Source organism: Streptomyces sp. NPDC088350 (assembly GCF_044753545.1).
GTDB lineage: Bacteria > Actinomycetota > Actinomycetes > Streptomycetales > Streptomycetaceae > Streptomyces.
Window position 1 is genome coordinate 62,952 of record NZ_JBIVNL010000013.1, and the last position, 21,898, is coordinate 84,849.

Below are 21,898 nucleotides of genomic sequence, written 5' to 3' on the forward strand. Positions count from 1 at the left end.
CTGATGGGGGCGCGGGCGATTCATACGGGGTGGGCCTCGCTCCGGTGCTTGCGCAGCAGTACGTTCGCGTCGGTCTCGGCGCTGTAGTCGAGTGCCGTCCGCGCGGTGGCCCGGAGTTCGGAGAGTTCCGCGCAGGTCGCGCAGTCGGGGGCCGGCTGGGGCGTGACGGCGACGAGGAACGGGGCGTCGGTTCGCGCCCGGGCGTTGGCCGCGCGGACCCCGGCGCTGAGACGTTCCTGGTCCGTCGCCGGCCGCAACGACTCGGGGTCGGCCTGCCATTCGCGCCCACCGCCGACCGGCCGCAACAGGGCGTAGGGGCCCGCCGAGTCCTGGTACTCGCCGACCTTGCTGGTGGCGGGGTCGTAGAGCAGCGTTCCGGGTTCCATCGGCTCGTCCTCCTTTTTGTGCAACTTCCATACATAATGCGACAGTTGCACTACTCTGTGCATTCCTGGGTGCTACGAGGATGGCCCACGTCGGAGGCGAAAACAGCGCCAACGGGCTCAACTTCAACGCCGGGCGCTCCAAATTCCACAAATTCCACAGGAGGTCGCGATGCCGCAACGGCTGGTGGTCACGGAACGAAGCCATGAGCCCAGGAAGCGGTTTGCCGAGGAGTTGCGGCGGTTGAGGGTCGAACGGGGCCTGAGCCTGCGGGACTTGTCGAAGGCGGTGGGGTGGGACGCGTCGCAGTTCGGCAAGATGGAGCGGGGCAGCACGCTGGGTGGGCCCGAGGTCGTACAGGCGCTGGATCAGTACTACGGGACGGCGCCGCTGTTGCTGACGTTGTGGGAGCTGGCGTTGGGGGACCCGACGCAGTTCAAGGAGCAGTACCGGCGGTACATGACGTTGGAGGCCGAGGCGGTCAGCCTGTGGCAGTACTCCGTAAGCGCGCCGCCTGGTCTGCTCCAGACGGACGGGTATGTGCGTGAGGCGCTCGCGGCGGGTGGCGCCAAGGGTGAGGAACTGGAGCAGCAGGTCGAAGCGCGAGTGCGGCGGCGGAAGTTGCTGGAGGGCGAGGACGCACCGCCGTTCCGCGCCATCATCTCCGAAGCGGTACTGCGCATGGGACTGCGCGACAAGCAGGCGTGGCATCAGCAGTTGGAGTTCCTGGCTGAGGTGGCGGAGCGCCCGAACATCACACCTCAGATCCTGCCGTTCGGCTCCGGAGTGCACGGCCTGACGAACACCGACACCATGTTCCTGAGGCTGCTCGACGGTCGTACCGTGGCTTACACGGAGAACGATGTGCGTGGCGAACTGATCGAAGAAACCGACCGGGTTGAGCGGCTGCAACGTGCATATGATTCGGTACGTGACCTGGCGCTGTCCCCGGCCGAGTCGCGATCGTTCGTCCTGCGGATGTTGGAGGAAGTGCCGTGCGAGTCATCGACCTGAGCAGCGTGACGTGGCGTAAGAGCAGCTACAGCAACACGGACGGCGGCAACTGCATCGAGGTCGCCCCCAACCTCCCCACCCTCGTCCCCGTCCGCGACAGCAAGAACCCCACCCTGGGTGCCCTGCTCTTCTCGGCGTCGACGTGGTCCGTGTTCGTGGAGTCCGTGAAGTAGGCCGTTGGACGAGGGCCTGCACTGTCAGAGGTGGGTCAGCTGCATGATGTAGAGCCGCTCGTGCCGGGGGACGGCCAGGTAGTTGAAGAAGCCACCGGGCACGTGGGCGAAGCCCCCTTTGGGCCCCTCACCCTGGTAGACCGTCCCGTCGAGGTAGTACGCCGAGGCAACGCGCACCAACTCGTCGGCTTTCTTCTCCACCTCGGCGAGTAATGCGGGTGGGGCTCCGCCTGCGACGTGGGTCTCGTCCGGGTCGTAGTCCCATTGCCACGTCACGCGGAAACCGCCCGTTCGGCCTCTGCCTCGACCGTGGTCAGCTCGGTCATGCCGAACCGGAAGGCGGGGTCGTCCTTGCCGGCCGTACCGTGCACGGCCGCCAGTGCCCTGTGATAGCGGGCGGACAGGTCAGGGCGGCGCTCGATCTCAACCTGCGCGTGCCAGTACGTGAGCCAGTGCTGGAGGTGCCCGATCTTGCCGTCCGCGATGGCGGCAGTGAGTGCTTGTTCCTTGTGCCGCTCCATCTCACCGAGCCGATGGGGGGCGATGTGCGCGAGGGCGACGCGGACGGCATCGGGCGTGCGCTCGGGCTGGGGGATCAGCTCCTGCCCATGCTCAGGCTGGGTTGTCACAGGGCTCCTTAGGTTCGACATCCTGTCCACCACGGTAGCGGCGGGGTCCGACATCGGAGCGGTGTCGTGGGGCGCAGCGTCAGTAGACGAGGGCCTGCGTCTCGTCGGCCATCGCCTCCTGCACGAACACCTGCGCCCCGGCGATCCGTACCCCCTCGATGACATCCTTCTCGGTGATGTCCCGCCGGGCCGCGCACTGCGTGCACAACGTGACCCGGCCGGCGGCGAGGACCGAGTCGATGAGATCCGGCAGCGGCGCGGCATGGGGGAGTTCGAACTCGGCCGCGCGCCCCGGCAGCGCGAACCACGCGGACTCGCCGGTCAGCCACAGGGAGACGTCGACCCCGCTGGCAACGGCGACCGCGGCCACCGTAAACGCCTGTGAGCAGCGTTCGGGGGCGTCGGCCCCCGCGGTCACCTTGATCACGAGCTTCTTCGACATGACCGAATCGTAATCAACTCCCTTACAACTCCCTGCATTAGCCATGGGTCTCCTGTGCGCGCATATGGAATGCGCATGCCATGTTCCGTGGGGGACGTTTTGGAAGTACCGGAAGAAACCATCGAAGAAGTGCCGGAGCCGGCGCCGGAGTTGAGGCCGGAGCCGGAGCCGGAGCCGGAGCCGGAGCCCGCGCCCCGCCCGCGCCGCCGAGGCCGTACCACCCTCCTGATCGCCGTCGCCGCCGTGCTCGGCGTCGTAGCCGGTGCCTGTGCGGGTTTCCTCGTCCAGGCGAATCACGCACCCGACAAACTGCCCTCGCTCTCGCAGGCCACCCTTACCCAGGCCAAGGGCGCCGCCGTGCCGCTGTCCGCCGACCAGGACCGCCGGGTCAGGACCGACGGCGACCTGCGCAAGCTGCTGCTCAAACGGCCGGGCGGGGCGCGGGACGTCCTCTTCCCCGAGGGTGCTGACGGGTGGCTGGACCTGGCCGGCTACGCCGAGAGGTTCACGAAGCCGGACATCGAGTTCGGTTACCTGGTCGGCGAGGAGTTCCGCCGCGCGGCCGTGAGCGAGTGGCGGGAGGGCACCGCGCGCGACGTCGAGATCATCCTCACGCAGTACAGCCAGGAGGAGAACCTCGGGGCCTCCGTCGTCTCCTCCGACGCCGACTACTGGGCCAAGCGCGATGCCGGCACCGACAGCTGGGACATCCCCGGCACGGGCGACGGCGAGGTGTACGTCCACGGCTCGAAGGACGGTGGGTACAGCGCCGAGGCCCATGCCTGGCGCGGCGACATCGCCGTGGAGATCTGGATCTACGACAGCAAGCCGATCCCCAAGAAGAAGATCATGGATCTGGCCGAGCGGCAGATGGAGCGGCTATGACCGAGAACGAGATCGGGCAGCCAGGGCAGTCAGGGCAGTCAGGGCAGTCAGGACAGGTCGGGCAGGTCGGCCAGGTCGGCCAGGTCGGGCCGGTCGAGCCCGTGGAGTCGGCCGGGACCGTCCCCGCCTCGCCGGCCACGGCCCCGGATCCCAAGAAGCGCGTACGCCGTCGCCGTATCGCGGCGATCGCCGGTTCCGCGCTCCTCGCCGTCGCCGTGATCGGCGGGGTCGGATACACCGTGGTGACCGTGAACGGCGCCGACCGGGACGCGGGCGCCCCCGTGTGGAAGTTCCCCAGCACCGAGGTGAACGACAAGAAGGCCGCGGTGGCCAAGGGGTTGCGCGGTGTGCTGCTGCCGTATGCCACGAGCGGCTATGTCCGCGGCCCGGACATCGCGCAGTACGGCTCCGACGCGGAGCTGTCCGGCCGTGAGGCGACCGCTCTGCGCAAGGAGTCGATCAGCGGTCTGCCCCGGTCCCAGCGGCTCCGGCTGGAGAAGCAGATCGACCAGCAGCACATCAAGGGCATGGCCATGCGCAGCTACCTCAGCACCTCCGACGCGGCGGGCTCCACGCTCGCGGCGGACCATGCCTTCACGATCGACGTCGTCCTGTCCCAGATGGACGAGGGCGCCGTGCGGAACATCGCCAGGTACCAGAACGCGTTCCTGACCGCCCTCACCGAGTTCCGCAAGGGACCGAGCATCGAGGGCCACAAGAACGCGCGGTGTCTCCTGCCGCCCAAGAACTCCGGCGAGAAGCTCACCGCGATGTACTGCTTCGCCTACGAGAGCGATGTCCTGGTCTCGCTCACCGCGTCCGGGGCCAAGTCGATGGACCCGGGCGGGGTCGCGTTGTTCCTGCGCGACCAACTGGACCGCATCAAGACGACGGGGGAGGCGGTATGACCGAGCAGCAGGAGACCGCGATTCCTCCCCGGCCCGAGAAACCACCGCTCGTACCGCCCCAGGCGCAGCCGGAGCCGCAGCAGCCGGAGCCGCAGCAGCCGGAGCAGCAGCAGCCGGAGCCGCAGCAGCCGGTGCGCAAGGACCGCCGTGTCCTGCGCGCCGCCCTGCGCTGGACCGCGGCCGTCGTGGTGTTCGCGGCGGCCGGGGCGGGCACGGCGTACGGCGTCACGCAGATGAAGCGGTCCGACGTACCCGGTCTGGCGACCGCGTCGGACGGGCGCTGGGACTACCCGGAGATCGTCCGGCCTCCCCTGCCCTCCGGCAGCCCGGGCCCGTTCGCCCTGGACAACAAGGCGAACGCCCACTACGCGGACCTGCGCGCGCTGGTCCTGCCGGAGCCGAAGGGCATGAAGGCCGACGCGTCCCTGCGCGGTGCGGACGGCTGGCTGGCGACGAAGGACTTCCTGGCGCAGTACGCCTCGGCGGACGACCGCAAGGAGTTCGGGCAGAAGTTGACCGACGACGGCCTGCGGCACATCGCGGCCCGCGGCTGGACCGCTCCGGACGGCACGAGCACCCGGATCTACCTGCTTCAGTTCGACACCGCCGCGGTCGCGGACGAGCTGTTCTCGCCGGGCCTCATCTCCTACGACTCGGTGGTCTACCCACTGAGCGGCGCCCCGGCCGCCGCCTACGACGAAGGCTTCCCGCAGGAGGCCCGCTCCGAGAAGGTCACCTTGTCGGCGTACACCGAGTCGAAGCCCTACGGCGCCGAGCAGGTCCGGCAGGCCTACCTCTCCGCCGGCGACACCATCGCGCTGGTCGTGCAGTCCCGGAAGGGCACCGCGAAGGCCGTTCCCTTCCAGCAGACGGTGGCCCTCCAGAGCCAGCTGCTGGACTGACCTCGAGAGGGTGTACCTGACAGCGAGGGCCGGGCCCCAGCCGCGTAAGCTGGGGCCCGGCCTGTGTACACGCACCGCTCGTACCGCTCGAGGAGCACCCGTGGAGATCTTCTTCGAAACCCTGCTGGTCCTGGTCTGCGTCGGCGTCCTCGCCTTCGCCGGACTGGCCGTGAAGAAGCTGTACCAGGGCCAGCGCTGACCACCACCGAGGAACTGCTGACGCCATGATCGAGATCCCGTCCGACCTCCACAAGGACCTGGTCCCCCTCGTCTTCCTGCTCGGCGACTGGGCCGGCGCGGGTGTGTATGCCCCTGTCGAAGACAGTAATGAACACAGCCCGGGCTCCGAGAAGTGCAACTTCGGCCAGGAGGTCTCCTTCAGCCACGACGGCCGTGACTTCCTGGAGTACCGCTCCCACACCTGGGTCCTGGACAACGACGGGAACAAGGTCCGCCCCCTGGAGACCGAGTCCGGCTTCTGGCGCGTCGACGCCGACCGCAAGGTAGAGGTCACGATGACCCGCGACGACGGAGTCGTCGAGATCTGGTACGGCGAGCTGGCCAAGCAGAAGCCCCAGATCGACCTCGTCACGGACGCCGTGGCCCGCACGGCCGCCTCCGGCCCCTACACCGGCGGCAAGCGCCTCTACGGCTACGTCAAGAGCGACCTCATGTGGGTCGGCGAGAAGCAGACCCCCGAGGTCGAACTCCGCCCCTACATGTCCGCCCACCTGAAGAAGATCGTCACCCCGGACGACGTCGAACGCTGGGCGAAGGCCCTCCCGGACGACATGCCGGACGACGGGATCGCTTTCTTCAAGTAGGGCTTCGCGCGGTGTAGTTCCGCGTTCTCCGTTCCCGCCGGAGCGGGCCTTCTCCGCAGGAATGTGACACTTCCCGGGTCGAGTGTCACATTTCTGAGCCTCGTCCCCCTGGGGGCGAGCGCCGCCGTGCACCGCCCAACTTCGACGACCCCTGTTAACTCACTTCCAAACGCCGGCAAGGGTTAGCAGATCTTCACGCATGGCAATGCGCTTGCGTTCTCCGGGCGTCACGAAACGCACGGAACCCCGGCCGCAATAACGCTGCGGCCGGGGTTCCGGAGGCCGTGCTCTGGGCGGCATGCGAAGCAGAGGCGGACCCAGGGCGTACACAGGTGACCGTAACACGGCACATCTGTTGATGGGGGAACCGTGACCGACGACCCGCCCGAGTGGCTGCTGAAAGCCCTCTCGAAGCCGCGTATGGACGCGTACCTTGCGGCGGCGGGCGGCGACGTCATGGTGGCCATGCGTCTGTACTGGTGGAACGTGGCAGTGTCGGCGGCGTTCTACGGGCCGTTGCACTGCCTGGAGGTCGCCCTGCGCAAAGCCCTGCACGACGGCCTTGTCCGAGAGCACGGCAGACCGGACTGGTGGGTGAGTGCGCCCCTGAACCTCAACGGCCTCAGGCTCGTCGACCAGGCACGGGCGAAGTGCGAACGCGACGGCGCCGCTCCCGTCCCGGCCGACGACACACCAGCCCGCGAGGCGGCTCCGCGCCGCTGCCCGGCGACTGGCCGCTGATCCCGCTGAAGGACCTCTGCCAGTCCCTCCAGACAGGTCCTGCGGGACACGCGCAGGACAAGGGGCACACCCAGGCGGACGGCGGCGTGCCGATCGTTCTCCCCCGTGACCTGAACGGACATCGGATCGTCTCCGCCGCCGACCCCGCTGTCGTACCCGCCATGTCCTGGGAGCGGGCGAGGACGCGGCAGCTGTATCTGCTGACGGCGGGGGACATCCTCCTCACCCGTACCGGCACGGTCGGCCGCCTGGCCCTGGTGACCGGGGAACACGACGGCTGGCTGTTCCACCCCAACCTGGTCAGGATCCGGCTGCCGGACGACGGTGCCGCACGGTCGTCGTACCTGGCGGCCTACCTGAGTTCCCACAGTGCTCAGGACTGGGTCCGTACGCGGGCGGCCGGCGCGGTGATTCCCTCCGTGAGCCTCCGGACGCTGGGTGAGCTGCCCGTGCCGCTCCCGTCGGCCGCCGAGCAGCGGTCCATCGGTGAGACTCTCGCCGCGCTCGACGACAAGATCCGGGCGCACTCCGAGATCGCCCGGGCGACGGGTGAATACCGGGACGTGCTGGCCGAAGCCCTGCTGACCGGTGCGCTGACGACAGGACCGTAACCCTGGCCGGCCGTCCTACACTGGGCCCCGTGGTGAGCACCCAAGGCACTGACTGGAAGACCGATCTGCGGCAGCGCGGCTACCGGCTGACCCCGCAGCGGCAACTCGTGCTCGAAGCCGTGGACACCCTGGAGCACGCGACTCCCGACGACATCCTCATCGAGGTGAGGAAGACGGCCTCGGGGGTCAACATCTCCACGGTGTACCGGACCCTGGAGCTCCTGGAGGAGCTTCAGCTGGTCAGCCATGCCCACCTCGGGCACGGGGCGCCGACGTACCACCTCGCGGACCGGCACCACCACATCCACCTCGTCTGCCGTGACTGCACGAACGTCATCGAGGCCGATGTCGAGGTCGCCGCCGAGTTCCGGGCCAAGCTGCGCGACACCTTCGGCTTCGAGACCGACATGAAGCACTTCGCGATCTTCGGCCGCTGCAAGGACTGCGCGGGCAGGAAAGCGACCGGGGCGACCGGAGCGACCGGAGCGACCGGTAGGACTTCAGCTGAGTCTTCAACTACCGAGTCGTAGGCTTACCCGTATGAAGAGCCCCCTGTTGTCCCTGCCCGGCGCCGTCCCCGCCGAAGGAGTGGACGAAGGCGTCGCCGCCCACTACGGCGACCTGTTCCGCGAGCAGCGGACCCTCGCCGACGGCACCGGTTTCGTGGACCTCTCGCACCGCGGTGTGGTCGCCGTCACCGGTGACGACCGGCTGAGCTGGCTGCACCTCCTGCTCACCCAGCACGTCAGCGACCTGCCCACGGGCGTGGCCACCGAGGCGCTGATCCTCTCCGCGCACGGCCACATCGAGCACGCCCTGTACCTGGTCGACGACGGCACCACGGTGTGGATGCACACCGAACCCGACACCCAGGACGCGCTGATCGCCTACCTGGAGTCGATGAAGTTCTTCTACCGCGTCGAAGTCACCGACCGCACAAGCGAGTTCGCGGTCGTCTACGTCCCCGCCGGTTCCATCGCCGAGGTCCCGGACGGCGCCGTCGTACGCGAGACGCCCTACGGCCGTGACCTCTTCCTCCCGCGCGCGGACCTGGAGTCGTACGCCGAGAAGTCCGGCCCGCCCGCCGGGATCCTCGCCTACGAGGCGCTGCGCGTCGAACACCACCGCCCCCGCCTCGGCTTCGAGACCGACCACCGCACCATCCCGCACGAGCTGGGCTGGATCGGTACGGCCGTGCATCTGCAGAAGGGCTGCTACCGGGGCCAGGAGACCGTCGCCCGCGTCCAGAACCTGGGCAAGCCGCCGCGTCGCCTCGTCTTCCTCCACCTCGACGGCAGCGAGGTCCATCTCCCGGGCCACGGCACGGAGTTGAGGCTCGCGGAGGAGGGCGCGGAGGGCCGGAAAATCGGCTTCATCACGACGTCCGTACGGCATCACGAACTCGGCCCGATCGCCCTGGCGCTGGTGAAGCGGAACGTGCCCCTGGACGCGCCGCTGCTGGCGGACACGACGGCAGCGGCCCAGGAAGTCGTCGTGGAGCCGTAGGACTTTCCGCAGGACTCCTGGTGCTTCGGTCGGTCGAACTCCCCTACTTTTCCTGGTCGGTTGCCTTGCCGTCGAGGAGGCGGCCGTCCGTGGTCAGGGGCGGGTGGGGCAGGACGGGCAGGTAGTGGCGCAGGAACAGGGTGCCGGTGAGCTCGCGTCGGCTGCGTACGCCGATCTTGTCGAACACTTTCCGCAGGTGATCCTGGACGGTGTACTCGCTGATGTGCAGGGCGCCGGATATCTCGGCCCCGGAACTGCCCCGCAGGACCTGCTGGGTCACGTCGCGCTCGCGCTGGGTGAGGCCGTACGTGTCGAGGACGAGGGCGGCCAGTTCGCCGGGTTGGCTCGGGGTCAGGGCCGCGTAGGCGAGTTCTTCCCCCGGCGGGCCCTGGCGCCATGCGCTGACGGTGATCCATCGGCCCGCACGAGTCCGGACGCGGGCCGAGATCATGGAGCCGGCGGGAGCGTGGCGCACCTGCTGGAGTACCGCCGAGAGCGCGTACGGCGGGGACTTCTCCCCGGTGCGGTGCTTCTCGGCGAGCTGACCGAGCCAATGGGCCGCGGTGGGGCTGACGGAACTGATCCGTCCGCCCCGGTCGGTGACGACGAGCCCGGGGGCTGCCGGGGCGCCGGGACTGTCGATGCCGGTGAGGAGGAGGGCCCGGCGCAGTCCGGCGGCGGCGGGAGCACTGACGGCCGCCGCGCGTCGCACGTCGTCCGGTGTGAAGGGGCGGGACCGCGGACCGCGGCACAGGACGAGCAGTCCCCACGTATGACCGGCTGCCTTGAGGGTGACGCGTAACTCGTCGGTGAGACCGGCGGGAGCCAGGATGTCCCGGTAGTAGACGCTGTCGGTGTGGGGGCCGTGCGTCGACCGGCTCAGGAGGCTGGTCGTTCCCGGCCTGGCCGCCAGGGCGCGGATGTGATCGGTGCCCTCCTGGATACCGTGCTCGATCTCGAACAGCCGCGGCATGAGTTCGGCGGGGAAGCCGTGCTCGTGGAGCCCTCCGGTGTCGAGCAGTGTGGCCGGGTCGAGCATGACCGCGCACCACACGTCGGCGGGGACGCGCCGCAGGAGTTCGGTGCTGGCGGCGGTGAGGGCGTCCAGGGGTTCCGGAGGGCGGTTGTTTTCGTGGTCGGACATGCTGAAAGCGTAGGAAATATCCCAGACATCTGGGATGGGTTTAGGTGGAGTCGTCCCTTTACTGTGAGGCGGTGCCGCCCCCGGACGCGAGGTCGGAGGGCGGTTCTTCGCAGAGCAGGGGGAGACATGGGACAGGCAGGGGGCGCGGGCCGCGCGGTGACGCCCGAGGTCGCACGGACGATGGGGCACGGGCTGACCCGGCTGGAGAGTTATCTGCCGAGCACGCGCGGGGCGGCGGCCTTCGGCGAGATGCGGCGGATGCTCGACCAGGCACCGCAGGCGCAGCGGGAGGCTCAGACGAACGTGGACGAAGCAGGGGCCTTGGGCGCGACGGTCGGGGCCAGGTACGCCCAGCAGGTCAACGAGCGCGAACGGTCGTTCTGGGGACGCACCTTCGGGGTGTCGGCACAGAAGCGCGCCGAAGAGGCCCAGAAGGTGGAGAACTATGCCGCTGTCGCCGGACTGGCGGCAGCGGCTCTCGCCGAGGCCAAAGTGCGCTACGACGAAAGGAAACGGCGGGAGGCGGTCGGTCGGCTTGTGTGGCAAGTGGTCAACATGGGCGCCCTCACGGAAGGCGTGGTGAACGAGTACAACGACGCGTTGCGCTGGCGGGTGCTGGACGCACTGGAGCTGAACGCTCGGGCGCGGGACCGACTCGCCACGACCCCAGTGCCGCAGTCGCACCAGACACTGCAGGTACCCCGACTCGAAACCGCCGCACGGGATGCCGTTGCGACGTACGCGTTTCACGCCTACGCGAACGCGGTCGGCGAGGACGAGGCCACGCGCCGCATCGTCCCGCTGCTGGTGCGGCTGGGCCTGTCGAGGAGCGCAGGCGACCACTTCGCGCGTGTCGCACAGGACGAGTACCTGTCGGAGCGCGATCCGTTGTCGCGGCACTACCGGGTACTCCAGCTGGCCGTCGTCGGGATCGGCCGCCATCTGTTCCTTCCGCTCGACGTCATGGCGGAGGCCGCGGGACGCGTCGTGGCCTTCGATCCGTACGAGGCCGCCCGCGCCGAAAACCGGCAATTCGTAGGGCAGTTGATCCGTGCTTCCGGTGCCCTCGCGTCGATCGTGTCGGGCGGTACCGCCGGACCGGCGATGAGCATCGCGGTGTCGGCGGCACAGCAGCTGTTCGGTGCGGCGGCGGACCGGCCGGCCATTGAAGGCGCGTTCGTCTCGCTCGGTCAGGAAACGGGCTTGCCCCAGCCCTCGATCCAGTCCTGGCTCACCTGGAACAGTTAGGGCACGATCCGGCGGACAGGTCCTAGAGGTCCACTACGACGGTGAACGGGCCGTCGTTCGTCAGGGAGACGCGCATCCGGGCGCCGAAGCGGCCCGTCGCCACCGTCGCGCCCAGCGAGCGGAGTTGGGCCACCACCTCGTCGACCAACGGCTCCGCGACGTCGCCGGGGGCAGCCGCGTTCCAGGTGGGCCGGCGGCCCTTGCGGGCGTCGCCGTAGAGGGTGAACTGGCTGATGACGAGGAGCGGGGCGTCGATGTCGCTGCACGACTTCTCGTCGTGCAGCATGCGGATCGACCAGAGTTTGCGGGCCAGTTGGGCCGCCTTCTCCTTGGTGTCCTCGTGGGTGACGCCGACGAGGACGCACAGCCCCTCGCCGTCGATCGCCCCGACCGTCTCGTCGCCCACGACGACGCTCGCGCCGTCCACTCTCTGCACCACTGCTCGCATGGGTCCCATGATGCCGTGCGGACGAGAACGACTCCCGGCGGGCCTATTTTTGTTCCTTAACCCCCCATCTGGGGCCGTTCGGGGGCACTCGGTCACATAGCGGCCACTTGGGGTGGCACGATGCTGTCGACACGCCGGTCGAGGGGACGGGTAGAGGCACATGAGCACACCGAGTACCGGGCAGTCCCCCGGGCCTGTCTCGCTGATCCGCGCGGGAGGACCGGCCACGCGCCGCCCGCCCGCGCAGCGCGTCGACAGCCCGCTGCTGCCCGCCGAACCGACCGCACCCGACCTGACCGCGCTACGGCTCCCGGAGCTGCGCGCCCTGCGCCGCGACGCGCAGCGCGACGAGGCCGACCTGAGTTACGTACGACGGCTCCTCCAGGGCCGGATCGACATCCTGCGCGCGGAACTGGCCCGCCGTTCCCCGGCGGGCGCGGCCTCGGTGGTGGACCGTCTCCCGGAGATCCTGACCGACGCCCCCGCCCGGCACCGCTCCTCGGCCCGGCACGTCACGCTGGGCACCCCGCACAGCGAGGAGTACCGGCTGCTGGCCGCCGAGATGCTCGCCGAGGTCGAACTCTCGGACCTGGAGGCCCGCACCGACCTGGAGCTGAACACCGCGATGGGCCGGCTCGTGCGGTACGAACAGCAGGTGTCCCGGCGCCGTCAGCTCCTCCAACACACGGCCGACGGGTGCAGCGCCGAGATCGCCCGCAGGTACCGTGAGGGGGAGGCACAGGTGGACGACCTGCTGATGTGAGGGGCCCGATGTGACGACTGAGGACGCAGGGGTTCTCGATCTCGATACGCCCCCTCCGGTGCTCGCGGAGGTCGTCCGCTCCGGCTTCGTCGAGAGCCGGCACCGGGGGAGTCTGGTGGTGCTGGCGGCGGACGGTTCCGTGGAACTGGCGCTGGGTGACGTGACGGCCCCCGTCTTTCCACGCTCCTCCAACAAGCCGATGCAGGCGGCCGGCGTCCTGCGCGCAGGCCTCGACCTCACCGGCGAACGCCTCGCGATCGCCGCCGCGAGCCACTCCGGCGAACTCTTCCACCGAGATCTCGTACGGCAGCTTCTTGCCGAACACGGCCTGAACGCGGGGCAGTTGCAGTGCCCGCCGGACCTCCCGCTGGACCCGGTCGAGCAGGAGACGTACCTCGCGTCGGGCGCCGTACGCGACCGCGTCGCCATGAACTGCTCCGGCAAGCACACGGCCATGCTGGCGGCGTGCGCGCTGCGAGGCTGGCCGCTGGAGTCGTATCTCGACCCGGCGAACGAACTCCAGCAACTCATCCACAGGGTTGTGGAGGAAGCGGCGGGCGAACCGGTCACCGCCGTCGGCACGGACGGCTGCGGCGCCCCTCTGATGGCGATCACCCTGACCGGCCTCGCCCGAGCCTTCCGCTCCTTCGTCCTGGCCACCCCCGGCTCCCCGGAACGCCGGGTCGCCGACGCCATGCGCGCCCACCCCGAGTACGTCGCCGGCACCCGCCGCCCCGACACCTGGCTGATGCGCGCGGTACCGGGCCTGCTGTCGAAGATGGGCGCGGAGGCGGTACAGGCGGTGGCTCTGCCGGACGGGCGGGCCCTGGCGTTCAAGGTGGAGGACGGGGCGGGGCGGGTGCTGGGGCCGGTGGTGGGGCGGGCGCTGGATGTGATGGGAGTGGAGACGCCGGAGGGCATGGGGCGGGTCGCGGTGCTGGGCGGGGGACGGGATGTGGGGGAGATCAGGGCGGCGTTTTGAAGGGGGACGACTACCAGCCCGTCCGGCGACCTCTCAACACGGGCCGACTGTACTCAGCCCGTCCGGCGTTTGAGGACGAGGCCCTTTCGGGGCCGATGGGGGTCTGGGGGCGCAGCCCCCAGGGATGGGACGGGTAGGGGCGGCGGGGGCGAAAAAATCCCGGTGACATCCACCCCCACAGACCTACCGTGACCCCATGACCCGCCCCGAACCCGACCTCCCCGTCCGCCCCCTCACCACCCCCGAGATCCCCGACTGGATCCGCGCCCTCAACACCGGTTTCCTGCGCACGCCCACCGTCTCCGACGCGGAGATCACCGACCGCAGCACCTACATCGACCCGTCCAGAACCCTCGGCGCCTTCGACAAGGGCCGCTGCGTCGCAACCTTCAGATCCTTCCCACAGGAGCTGACGGCGGTCGGCGGCACCCCGGTCCCCGCGGACGCCATCACGAGCGTCACCGTCACGTCCACCCACCGCCGCCGAGGCCTCCTGACCCGCATGATGACCCAGGACCTGGCCGCGGCGAAGGACCGGGGCGACGTCGTGGCCACGCTCATCGCCGCGGAGTACCGGATCTACGGCCGCTACGGCTTCGGCCCCGCCACCTCCGCGACCCAGTGGGAGATCGACGTCCAGCGCACCGGCCTGGACCCCCGCTGGTCGGCCCCGGAGTCCGGCGGCCGTATCGACCTGGTGGACGGCGAGGACGTACGCAGACTCGGCCCCGACCTGCACGAGCGGCTCCGCCGCACGCAGCCCGGCGCGATCACCCGCGACGACCGCTGGTGGCAGGTCACCACCGGCGCCCTGAGCCTGGACCGCGCCCCCTGGACCGAGCCGTTCCACGCCGTCTACCGCGCGCCCGGCGGCGAGGTGGAGGGCCTGGCCGCGTACGTCTGCGACGACACGTGGACCGACGCCAAGCAGCCGCTCGACACGGCCACGGTGAAGAGCCTGATCGCGACCACCCCGGCCGCCGAACGCGCGCTGTGGCACCACCTCTGCTCGATCGACTGGGTGGCGAAGGTGAAGTCGGGCTGGCGTGCCCCGGACGACCTGCTGCCGCTGCTCCTGCCGGACCCGCGGGCGGCCACGATCACGACACAGGCGGACTGGCTGTGGGTGCGGATCCTGGACGTCGTACGGGCAATGGAGGCGCGGTCGTACGAGGGGGAGGGCACGGTGGTGTTCGAGGTGGCCGACGGGGCCGGACTGGCGGGCGGGCGCTACCGGTTGGTGGCTTCGGCGCAGGGGGCGTCGTGCACGCCGACCGCGGAGAGCGCGGAACTCACGCTGGATGTCGGAGAGTTGGGGGCGCTGTGGCTGGGCGACGAGTCGGCCGTGCGGCTCGCGGCGCTGGGCCGGGTGCGGGAAGAACGAGCGGGCGCCGCCCGAGTGGCCGACGCCCTGCTGCGTACGTCCAGGCGGCCTTGGTGCCCGGACATCTTCTGAACGACCCTTCCGCCGACGCCTGTTGATGGACTCATCCGTAGCTGTTCAGTTGTGGTTGTCGGATCCGACCGGGCTCTCCGCTCCCCTCCAGGAGAGAGACCCGGTCGGCCAAGTTGGCCAAGTTGGCGACCAACTCTCCTCTGGTTATCTCCTCTTGGGTACGTCTCATAACCACCTTTCCTTGAACTGCCGAAAGATGGCGGGAAGTTGTAGGGTTTGGTCGTGGACCAGGAACACGCCACCGTCAATGGGCGGACGAGGTCACCACGGCCACAGTGGTCACACCATGAGCTGGCCGACGAGTTGCGCACCCGGATCAGGTCCGGTGTGCTGCGGCCCGGCCAGCGCATGCCCACCCAGGCCAGGCTGGCGGACGAGTTCGGCGTCGAGCGCGGGGCCGTACGACAGGCGCTGCGCGTCCTGCAGTCCGAGCATCTGCTCACCAATGTGTCGAAGGGGAGCCCCGCGACGGTCGCCCCCGACCCCACCCCGGCCCTGACCGGCCCCGGAGCCCCGCCGCAGCCCACGATGGTGGGCCTCGCGCCGCGCATAGCGAAGGCGTTCGCGCAGCCGCACGTGGAGATCGAGGCGCTGTGTCTGACGGCCGTCTCGCTCACGCTGGCCATGGGCGAGCCGCTGCGCCAGATCCACGCCGGACGTCTGAAACCGGCCAAGGTCGACGTCCGGGTGCTGCTGCCGAGCAGTGACATCGAACTCGCCTTCCCCTCCCGCGTGGACGCCCCGGCCGACGGCCGGCTGCAACGCCGCTGGCTCGCCCATCGCAACGCCCAGGGCCAGGTCCTGAAGCACAGCCTGCTCGCCCTGCGCGCGACACACGGCATGGACGTGCACATCACGTTCCGCGCGCTCCCTTTCACGCCACCGGTGAAGCTGTACCTGCTCAACGGCTCGGAGGCGCTCTTCGCCTACTACACGCTGACCCAGCGCGAGGCGGAGATCGGCCACGAGCAGGTGGAGATGTACGACGCGGAGGGCACCCGGTCGATGCTGTTCGACTTCGATCAGGGCGCGGGGCTGCGGGACACGACGTTCGTGGAGCAGTCGCAGCTGTGGTTCAACGCACTGTGGGAGACGATCAGTTCGGAGCTGACGCTGACGAGCTGATCGCCTCCCGCGGCGGTTGACCCGGAGAGCCTCCTTCGGGTCACAGAGCCGGTCCGGTGACCAGGAGGGCCAGCACCACGGCCCCGATGGAGCTGATGGCCGGGCTCTTGGCCTTGATACCGATGCTGAGCAGGAGCAGGCCGACGATGCCGGTGGTGCCGTACTTCCACTGGACGATCTGCTCGAAGCCGACGACGAAGACGGCGGAGAGGAGGGCGATGGCAGGCACGGTGGTTCCCCCTTCGGGCTTCCGGGTGGACGTGGGGGTGAGGAAGCAAAACTTCCGCCAACTTGGAGAAGTTGGTTGCCAACTCTGCTTAAGTTGTTCCCTCTTGGCACCTACTCACACCTACTCACAATCAAGTTCCAAACAACTCCCCTAAGATGGGGCAGAGTTATACCGTTTGGTCGTGACCCAGGAGAACGTGGCAGTGAACGGCAGCAGAAGCTTCTCGCCCCAGGAGATCGCCGACGCCCTGCGCGACCGCATCCGCACCGGCGACCTCAAGGCGGGCGACCGCCTGCCCACCCAGGCCGACCTGGCGGAGGAGTTCGGGGTGGAACGGGGAGCGGTGCGGCAGGCGTTGCGGCTGCTTCAGGAGGCGGGGCTGCTGACGAACGTGAGCAAGGGGAGCCCGCCCCGGATCGCGGAGCCGGCCGCACCGACCCGGGACGAACCCCAGCCGACGATGGTGGGGTTGGCACCGCGCCTGACGGACGCCTTCTCGGCACCGAACGTCCGCATCGACGTCGTGTGCCACACCGCCGAGACACTGATGGTGGCCATCGGCGAACCCCTGCGCCTGATCCACGAGGGCCGCCTCCGCCCTCAGTCGATCGAGGTCCGCATCCTGGTCCCCTCCCGGGAGATCACCCTCGCGTTCCCGGTCCCGGTCGACGACAGCGGCGAGGACGACTCGGTCCACAAGCGCTGGCTGGGGCTGCGCAACGCCCAGGGCCAGGTGCTCCAGCACAACCTCCAGGCTCTGCGGGCCACCCACGGCATGGACGTCAGGGTCACCTTCCGCGCCCTCCCCTTCACTCCTCCCGTGAAGCTGTACCTGCTCAACGGCCAGGAGGCGCTGCTCGGTTACTACATGCTCGTGAGACGGGAGGAGGAGTACGGCAGCCAGACACTGGAGATGTACGACGCCCTCGGCTCCCAGTCCGTCCTGTTCTCCTTCCTGCGGCAGACCGGCGAGCGGGACGCCGCGTTCGTCGAGCAATCGCAGCTGTGGTTCGACGCCCTCTGGGAAACCATCACGACGGACCTGACACTCTCCTAGTGACTTCTGATACAGCGCAGACTGAACAGGTGACAGTAGAGACAGAGAACCTGCGAGAACTGATCACCAAGGCCCGCCACGTACTGTTCGACTTCGACGGTCCGATCTGTCGGCTCTTCGCGGGGCACACGGCGGCACGCGTGGCGCGCGAACTGGTCGAGTGGCTCGAAGGGCGGGGACTGCGCGGGCTGTTGACGGAGAGCGAACGGGATTCCCTGGACCCGCACATGGTCCTGCGCGCCGTGGACCGCCGGCACCCCGGCAGCGACCTGGTCGCGGAACTGGAGGAACGCCTCACCCAGGAGGAACTCCGCGCCACGTCCTCGGCGATGCCCACGGCCTACGCCGACCCGCTGATCCGCACCTGGTCCGCGGTGGGTTCACGACTGGCCATCGCCACGAACAACTCACCCCGGGTGGTGCGGACCTACCTGGCCGGCCGTGGGCTCGTATCCCTCTTCGCCCCGCACATCTACGGCCGCACCCAGGACCTCCACCTGCTCAAGCCCGACCCGCACTGCCTCAACCGCGCGCTGAACGGGCTGGGCGCGGCGCCGTCGGCCACCTTGATGATCGGCGACACCGCCACGGACTTCGAAGCCGCGGAGGCGGCTGGTGTGCTGTTCCTCGGCTACGCGCGCAATGAGCGCAAGGAGAAGGTGCTGCGGGACGCGGGGGCCGAGTACGTGGTCGGGTCCCTGGAGACGGTGTTGCGGGTGGTGCGGGATCAGGCCTGAGCCGGAGGGGAGTCAGGCCTGGGTCATCAGGAGCACGAGGATCACGGCTCCGGCGGACGCGCAGGTGGCGCTGCGGGCCTTGATGCCTGCACCGAGCAGGAAGAGGCAGAGGAAGCCCAGCGCCCCGTACCGCGATTGCATCAGTTGCTCGATTTCGAGTGCCGCGACGGCTTTCAGTAACTCGGCGACGACCACGGGACCCCACCCCTTGCTTCTCTCGGACGGTGTTCTTGCCTGACAACTGATCAACAACCGTTCCAATTGGACTGCTTGCCTTGGATTGGTCTTCCCTGGCTGCTTGATCCCCTAACGTCGGCGCGGGATATGTATGGCGGGCGGTCACATTGGACCGCGATATGACTGGAAGTGGTTTCCTCGCTCCGGTGAAGAGGTACGGTCGCGGTGTGACCTCAGGACGTGGCGAAGGCGGCGGCAGGGAGTTCAACGCCCTGTTGGAGGAGCTTCGTGTCCGCATCGCCGACGGCACATACACGTTGGGCCAGCTCCTGCCCCCGCAGCGCGAACTCGCCGACGACTTCGGGGTCTCCCGTGACACGGTCCAGCGTGTGCTGCGCGAGCTGAAGGACGAGGGGTGGATCGAGTCCCGTCAGGGAAGCGGTTCGCGGGTGGTGAAGAGCCCCATGCACTCGGGCAAGGTTCCGCAGGTGGCGCCGAGGCTGCGCGCGGCCCTGGGGCCGTTCATCACCCGGGCGTTCGCCCAGCCTGTCGTGCGACTGGACGTCTTCACTCTCACGTCGGAGAGCCTGGACGCTCACGTCCGTCTCCAGGCGGAGCACATCCGTACGGGCGAGATCGCCACCCCTGAGCGCATCGAGTTGCGGATGCTGCTGCCCGCCGAGTCGCTGGAACTTCCGTATCCGCGGGCCCTGAAACCGGGGGGAGAGTCCGAAGAGGCTTATGGGGCCGAGCAATTGGACCGGTTGCAGGAACAGGTGCAGGAGCGTCTGAGAGGCATCACCCGGAGGCATACGACATCGCTGCGCGCGGCCCTGCGGAACCTGGAAACAGAGGGACTGGTGTCCTCCGTGACGGTGGAGGTCAGGAGCATCCCCCTGGTGCCGGCCTTCAAGCTGTACCTCCGCCCGGGCGCCGAGGCACTGTTCGGTCCCTACGAAGTCGTGGAGCGCTCCATCCTCCTCGACGACGGGACGGAGATGAACGCCCTCGACGTCCTGGGCCTGGGGGCGACCCTGATCAGGCACGTCAACGACGAGGGTGATCCCAACTCCACCGGATCGGTGTTCATCGAGAGCATGCAGGCCTGGTTCGACGCCTGCTGGGAGCGCCTCGCCGTAGCGTTCTGAAATCCGCAGGTCATGTGAGCGAGCCATCAAGTGGGTTGCGGTTTGGCGAGGTTCGGCCACCCGCTTCAGGACTGGGCATTACAGTGTGCCCACTCTGCTCGCGCCGCATGGACATCGGTGGCGACGTACAGCTATTCAGGAGTGACCTTGGGTGGTCCACCAATGCCCGGATCTCCCGCTCAGGCGAGAGACACGGGCGACGCGTTCGATCGTCTCGTGGCCTACGCCAGGACCGAGGGCGAGTTCAGCCGTGGCCACCACAACGTCAACTATGTGGTGGAGCCGCCGGAGCCCCTGAACACGCGGCTCTCCGCCGTGGCGGGGCACCACTGGGTGACCGTACGTCAGCGAATCCGCACCGTGCTGCCCGTTGTCATCAGGACCTGGCAGGACGAGTCGGAGATCCTGGGCGCGGTCCACGGCGTGCTGCCGCACGTTCCCAAGTGCCTGGTCAAACGCTGGGACACGACCGTTCTCAGCTATGTACAGGGCGTGCCGCTGTCGACCATCTGTCGCAACGGCAAGCCGGTCGACTCGCATCTGATCTCCGCTCTCGCCGGCCTGCTGGCCGACATGACACAGGTGCCCAGAAAGGACCTGCCGCCGCTTCCGCAGTCCTGGCCCCGGACCAGCCGGGACAGCCGGGCCTTCCTCCGGGCCCTGGCACTCGCGACGGAGGAGCAGATCAGGAAGCCCAACTGGCGGAAGTTCGGAGGGTTGTTCGCCACCCTGGGCATTCCCGAGGACGCCATGGTGCGGTTCGCCGAGCGCGTGCCCGCGATGATCAGCCGTCCCTTCAGCCTGCTCCACACCGATCTGCACCGCGACAACGTGATCGTCTCCTTTCACGGCGACCCGCCGCTGATCTGCGTCGACTGGGAACTGGCCACATACGGCGACCCGGTGCACGACCTCGCCACCCATCTGGTGCGGATGGACTACCCGGACCACCAGTGGGCGGAGGTGACGGACTCGTGGCGCTCGGCCATGGCCGAGCGGCGCAGCAAGGCGGTGAACGGCTTTGAGCGGGATCTCAGGCACTACGTCGACTTCGAGCGGGGCCAGTCCGTCTATCCGGACGTGATGCGGGCGGTGACCTCGCTCGGCGTAACGTTCGACCAGCGAGACCTTGACGCCGCGACGATCGCGGTGCACCGGGCTCTGAAAGCCGCCGAAGGCCCGCTGCGCCTCAAGAGCGTGCCGGGTGAAGAGGCGATCGAACGCATTCTCATCCGGTGGAACGAGTCCAACGGCAAGCGCCGCAACCGGGAGTTGGGCACGCTGGCCATCCCCTGGAAGTCGGACCTCAGGGTCCCCGAACACGCGAGGTTCCCGGCATGGGCGGTCCGGGAGGCTCTCTTCAAGGAGGGAGCGGCGCCTGCGGACCATGTGTTCAAGGGAACGGCCCACCTTTGTACGGCGGTGCAGGTGCGGGGCATCCCGTTTCCGGTCATGGTGCGGCGGAAGATGAGTTCGGCGGCTCCCAGGGAACGGCGATTCCTGAACGAGCACGTCGTGCTGCGAGCGATCGAGGAATCCGACGCGCAGGTGCATGCTCCGCGTGTCCTGGCACTGGGCGTCAGCCATCGTCATCTGAGGGACCAGTTCACCATCCATTCGTACGAGGGGCCGAAGGACGAGATCCGGCACCCCGACCATCCCGCCGAGGGGCTGCTGCCGCACGAGGCGGACGATCTCGTCGACCAGCTCTGCGAATTGACGAAAGTCGACTGCGAGAAGCTGGGCGCGGACACCCTCGGCCAGGATTTCTACCAGGGGCTGCGCCTCGAACTGCTTCGCATGGTGTCCGAGATCCCTGCCGAGACAATGGCTCTGGCCAGGGAGTTCGGCCTGCCCGGAATCGTCCGGCTGGGAGAGATCCTCGACCGGCACATCCTGATCCCGCGCCGTTCCGTCCTTCTGCACGGTGACCTCAACCCCTGGAACCTGGTGCGCCGCGAGGACGGCAAGGGACTGACCCTCATCGACTGGGAGATGGCCATGGTGGGCGATCCCCTCTATGACCTGGTCCGCCACATGCATCTGACCCCGACTCTCCCGGACATCCGCGAGCGCCTGTTCGCCCGGTGGGCCAAGAGGATGCCCGAGGAGTGCACCAAGGGCTGGCGCGAGGACTGGATCGTGTACCGCTGGATCGAGTCCGTGCGCTCCGCCTACGTCGACCTCGACCGCCTGGTCACCGGAGACAGCCTCGAAGCTCCCAACGTCCGGCGTGCGGTGGACACTTACGCCATGACCCTGAAGACGGCGACCGCGTCACTCGGGCTCAACGTGAGATCGACGGCCAACCCGTATCTTGCTTTGGCACTGCCCCGGACCGACCATGGATAGACACGGGGGAGGG

Annotated in this window: 27 protein-coding genes; 19 read left to right on the forward strand and 8 right to left on the reverse strand. The window is 68.8% G+C overall.

Annotated features, from left to right (window positions below; translation table 11 throughout):
* Positions 1–20: 20 nt before the first annotated feature.
* Positions 21–386 carry a hypothetical protein gene (locus ACIQBL_RS37855; RefSeq protein WP_401950590.1) on the reverse strand — a complete coding sequence of 122 codons (366 nt, stop codon included), beginning with the start codon at positions 384–386 and terminating at the stop codon, positions 21–23.
* A 169-nt stretch (positions 387–555) separates the two neighbouring features.
* On the opposite strand from ACIQBL_RS37855, the gene ACIQBL_RS37860 reads away from it, so the two are divergent.
* Positions 556–1,398, forward strand: a complete 843-nt coding sequence (locus ACIQBL_RS37860) for a helix-turn-helix transcriptional regulator (RefSeq protein WP_401950593.1) — start codon at positions 556–558, stop codon at positions 1,396–1,398.
* Entirely contained in the window at positions 1,380–1,571 is a 192-nt protein-coding gene (locus tag ACIQBL_RS37865) for a DUF397 domain-containing protein (RefSeq protein ID WP_401950595.1), read from the forward strand. The genes ACIQBL_RS37860 and ACIQBL_RS37865 overlap by 19 nt, the downstream gene beginning before the upstream one ends.
* Positions 1,572–1,595: 24 nt before the next feature.
* Here ACIQBL_RS37865 and ACIQBL_RS37870 read toward each other — a convergent pair whose 3' ends face one another.
* The 3 genes from ACIQBL_RS37870 to ACIQBL_RS37880 form a co-directional block, all read right to left on the reverse strand.
* Positions 1,596–1,847 (reverse strand): hypothetical protein, encoded by a 252-nt coding sequence (locus ACIQBL_RS37870; RefSeq protein ID WP_401950598.1) that lies wholly within the window; start codon positions 1,845–1,847, stop codon positions 1,596–1,598.
* Positions 1,844–2,200 carry a hypothetical protein gene (locus tag ACIQBL_RS37875; protein ID WP_401950601.1) on the reverse strand — a complete coding sequence of 119 codons (357 nt, stop codon included), beginning with the start codon at positions 2,198–2,200 and terminating at the stop codon, positions 1,844–1,846. The genes ACIQBL_RS37870 and ACIQBL_RS37875 overlap by 4 nt, the downstream gene beginning before the upstream one ends.
* A gap of 79 nt (positions 2,201–2,279) precedes the next feature.
* On the reverse strand, positions 2,280–2,642 hold the full coding sequence (locus ACIQBL_RS37880) for a DsrE family protein (protein ID WP_401950603.1): 363 nt from the start codon (positions 2,640–2,642) through the stop codon (positions 2,280–2,282).
* Positions 2,643–2,771: 129 nt separating this feature from the next.
* Here ACIQBL_RS37880 and ACIQBL_RS37885 point away from each other — a divergent pair, with 129 nt between their 5' ends.
* From ACIQBL_RS37885 to ACIQBL_RS37920, 8 genes are all read left to right on the forward strand, one after another.
* Positions 2,772–3,527 (forward strand): hypothetical protein, encoded by a 756-nt coding sequence (locus ACIQBL_RS37885; RefSeq protein ID WP_401950606.1) that lies wholly within the window; start codon positions 2,772–2,774, stop codon positions 3,525–3,527.
* Positions 3,524–4,435 carry a hypothetical protein gene (locus ACIQBL_RS37890; RefSeq protein WP_401950609.1) on the forward strand — a complete coding sequence of 304 codons (912 nt, stop codon included), beginning with the start codon at positions 3,524–3,526 and terminating at the stop codon, positions 4,433–4,435. The genes ACIQBL_RS37885 and ACIQBL_RS37890 overlap by 4 nt, the downstream gene beginning before the upstream one ends.
* The gene (locus ACIQBL_RS37895; protein ID WP_401950612.1) at positions 4,432–5,337 is read left to right on the forward strand and encodes a hypothetical protein; all 906 of its coding nucleotides are present in this window, start codon (positions 4,432–4,434) and stop codon (positions 5,335–5,337) included. Before ACIQBL_RS37890 ends, ACIQBL_RS37895 begins: the two co-directional genes overlap by 4 nt.
* Before the next feature lie 224 nt (positions 5,338–5,561).
* Positions 5,562–6,161 (forward strand): FABP family protein, encoded by a 600-nt coding sequence (locus ACIQBL_RS37900; RefSeq protein ID WP_401950614.1) that lies wholly within the window; start codon positions 5,562–5,564, stop codon positions 6,159–6,161.
* 369 nt (positions 6,162–6,530) lie between these two features.
* Positions 6,531–6,902: a hypothetical protein gene (locus tag ACIQBL_RS37905; RefSeq protein WP_401950617.1), complete on the forward strand. Its 372-nt coding sequence runs from the start codon at positions 6,531–6,533 to the stop codon at positions 6,900–6,902.
* Entirely contained in the window at positions 6,812–7,513 is a 702-nt protein-coding gene (locus ACIQBL_RS37910) for a restriction endonuclease subunit S (protein WP_401950620.1), read from the forward strand. Before ACIQBL_RS37905 ends, ACIQBL_RS37910 begins: the two co-directional genes overlap by 91 nt.
* Before the next feature lie 29 nt (positions 7,514–7,542).
* Positions 7,543–8,043, forward strand: coding sequence for a Fur family transcriptional regulator (locus tag ACIQBL_RS37915; RefSeq protein WP_401950622.1), 501 nt, complete (start codon positions 7,543–7,545; stop codon positions 8,041–8,043).
* A 10-nt stretch (positions 8,044–8,053) separates the two neighbouring features.
* Positions 8,054–9,019 carry a YgfZ/GcvT domain-containing protein gene (locus ACIQBL_RS37920; protein ID WP_401950624.1) on the forward strand — a complete coding sequence of 322 codons (966 nt, stop codon included), beginning with the start codon at positions 8,054–8,056 and terminating at the stop codon, positions 9,017–9,019.
* Between the two features lie 43 nt (positions 9,020–9,062).
* Here the strand turns inward: ACIQBL_RS37920 and ACIQBL_RS37925 are convergent, their stop codons facing one another.
* Positions 9,063–10,163 carry a LuxR C-terminal-related transcriptional regulator gene (locus tag ACIQBL_RS37925; protein ID WP_401950627.1) on the reverse strand — a complete coding sequence of 367 codons (1,101 nt, stop codon included), beginning with the start codon at positions 10,161–10,163 and terminating at the stop codon, positions 9,063–9,065.
* Between the two features lie 156 nt (positions 10,164–10,319).
* Between ACIQBL_RS37925 and ACIQBL_RS37930 the strand changes: the two genes are divergently transcribed.
* Positions 10,320–11,411, forward strand: coding sequence for a hypothetical protein (locus ACIQBL_RS37930; protein ID WP_401950630.1), 1,092 nt, complete (start codon positions 10,320–10,322; stop codon positions 11,409–11,411).
* 22 nt (positions 11,412–11,433) lie between these two features.
* Here the strand turns inward: ACIQBL_RS37930 and dtd are convergent, their stop codons facing one another.
* Positions 11,434–11,859: a D-aminoacyl-tRNA deacylase gene (gene dtd / locus ACIQBL_RS37935; protein ID WP_401950633.1), complete on the reverse strand. Its 426-nt coding sequence runs from the start codon at positions 11,857–11,859 to the stop codon at positions 11,434–11,436.
* 160 nt (positions 11,860–12,019) lie between these two features.
* Between dtd and ACIQBL_RS37940 the strand changes: the two genes are divergently transcribed.
* The 4 genes from ACIQBL_RS37940 (at position 12,020) to ACIQBL_RS37955 (ending at position 16,185) form a co-directional block, all read left to right on the forward strand.
* Positions 12,020–12,622, forward strand: a complete 603-nt coding sequence (locus ACIQBL_RS37940; RefSeq protein ID WP_401950636.1) for an aerial mycelium formation protein — start codon at positions 12,020–12,022, stop codon at positions 12,620–12,622.
* Between the two features lie 10 nt (positions 12,623–12,632).
* Positions 12,633–13,604, forward strand: a complete 972-nt coding sequence (locus ACIQBL_RS37945) for an asparaginase (protein ID WP_401950639.1) — start codon at positions 12,633–12,635, stop codon at positions 13,602–13,604.
* A 196-nt stretch (positions 13,605–13,800) separates the two neighbouring features.
* A complete protein-coding gene (locus tag ACIQBL_RS37950; RefSeq protein WP_401950640.1) occupies positions 13,801–15,060 on the forward strand; it encodes a GNAT family N-acetyltransferase in 1,260 nt (419 codons plus the stop codon).
* A 216-nt stretch (positions 15,061–15,276) separates the two neighbouring features.
* Positions 15,277–16,185: a winged helix-turn-helix domain-containing protein gene (locus tag ACIQBL_RS37955; protein ID WP_401950643.1), complete on the forward strand. Its 909-nt coding sequence runs from the start codon at positions 15,277–15,279 to the stop codon at positions 16,183–16,185.
* A 40-nt stretch (positions 16,186–16,225) separates the two neighbouring features.
* Here ACIQBL_RS37955 and ACIQBL_RS37960 read toward each other — a convergent pair whose 3' ends face one another.
* Positions 16,226–16,414, reverse strand: coding sequence for a hypothetical protein (locus ACIQBL_RS37960; protein ID WP_401950646.1), 189 nt, complete (start codon positions 16,412–16,414; stop codon positions 16,226–16,228).
* 175 nt (positions 16,415–16,589) lie between these two features.
* On the opposite strand from ACIQBL_RS37960, the gene ACIQBL_RS37965 reads away from it, so the two are divergent.
* A complete protein-coding gene (locus ACIQBL_RS37965) occupies positions 16,590–17,471 on the forward strand; it encodes a GntR family transcriptional regulator (protein ID WP_401950649.1) in 882 nt (293 codons plus the stop codon).
* Entirely contained in the window at positions 17,471–18,208 is a 738-nt protein-coding gene (locus tag ACIQBL_RS37970) for an HAD family hydrolase (protein ID WP_401950652.1), read from the forward strand. The genes ACIQBL_RS37965 and ACIQBL_RS37970 overlap by 1 nt, the downstream gene beginning before the upstream one ends.
* A gap of 12 nt (positions 18,209–18,220) precedes the next feature.
* Here ACIQBL_RS37970 and ACIQBL_RS37975 read toward each other — a convergent pair whose 3' ends face one another.
* The gene (locus ACIQBL_RS37975; protein WP_401950654.1) at positions 18,221–18,403 is read right to left on the reverse strand and encodes a hypothetical protein; all 183 of its coding nucleotides are present in this window, start codon (positions 18,401–18,403) and stop codon (positions 18,221–18,223) included.
* Between the two features lie 209 nt (positions 18,404–18,612).
* Here ACIQBL_RS37975 and ACIQBL_RS37980 point away from each other — a divergent pair, with 209 nt between their 5' ends.
* Both ACIQBL_RS37980 and ACIQBL_RS37985 read left to right on the forward strand, forming a co-directional pair.
* Positions 18,613–19,533, forward strand: coding sequence for a GntR family transcriptional regulator (locus tag ACIQBL_RS37980; RefSeq protein ID WP_401950657.1), 921 nt, complete (start codon positions 18,613–18,615; stop codon positions 19,531–19,533).
* A 162-nt stretch (positions 19,534–19,695) separates the two neighbouring features.
* Positions 19,696–21,885: a phosphotransferase gene (locus ACIQBL_RS37985; protein WP_401950660.1), complete on the forward strand. Its 2,190-nt coding sequence runs from the start codon at positions 19,696–19,698 to the stop codon at positions 21,883–21,885.
* The last annotated feature ends 13 nt before the right edge of the window (positions 21,886–21,898 follow it).

Coding starts and splice junctions, on each gene's coding strand:
- ACIQBL_RS37855 (WP_401950590.1), bottom strand. CDS start 386: ATGGAACCCGGAACGCTGCTCTACGACCCCGCCACCAGCAAGGTCGGC.
- ACIQBL_RS37860 (WP_401950593.1), top strand. CDS start 556: ATGCCGCAACGGCTGGTGGTCACGGAACGAAGCCATGAGCCCAGGAAG.
- ACIQBL_RS37880 (WP_401950603.1), bottom strand. CDS start 2,642: ATGTCGAAGAAGCTCGTGATCAAGGTGACCGCGGGGGCCGACGCCCCC.
- ACIQBL_RS37890 (WP_401950609.1), top strand. CDS start 3,524: ATGACCGAGAACGAGATCGGGCAGCCAGGGCAGTCAGGGCAGTCAGGG.
- ACIQBL_RS37895 (WP_401950612.1), top strand. CDS start 4,432: ATGACCGAGCAGCAGGAGACCGCGATTCCTCCCCGGCCCGAGAAACCA.
- ACIQBL_RS37900 (WP_401950614.1), top strand. CDS start 5,562: ATGATCGAGATCCCGTCCGACCTCCACAAGGACCTGGTCCCCCTCGTC.
- ACIQBL_RS37920 (WP_401950624.1), top strand. CDS start 8,054: ATGAAGAGCCCCCTGTTGTCCCTGCCCGGCGCCGTCCCCGCCGAAGGA.
- ACIQBL_RS37925 (WP_401950627.1), bottom strand. CDS start 10,163: ATGTCCGACCACGAAAACAACCGCCCTCCGGAACCCCTGGACGCCCTC.
- dtd (WP_401950633.1), bottom strand. CDS start 11,859: ATGCGAGCAGTGGTGCAGAGAGTGGACGGCGCGAGCGTCGTCGTGGGC.
- ACIQBL_RS37940 (WP_401950636.1), top strand. CDS start 12,020: ATGAGCACACCGAGTACCGGGCAGTCCCCCGGGCCTGTCTCGCTGATC.
- ACIQBL_RS37950 (WP_401950640.1), top strand. CDS start 13,801: ATGACCCGCCCCGAACCCGACCTCCCCGTCCGCCCCCTCACCACCCCC.
- ACIQBL_RS37985 (WP_401950660.1), top strand. CDS start 19,696: ATGCCCGGATCTCCCGCTCAGGCGAGAGACACGGGCGACGCGTTCGAT.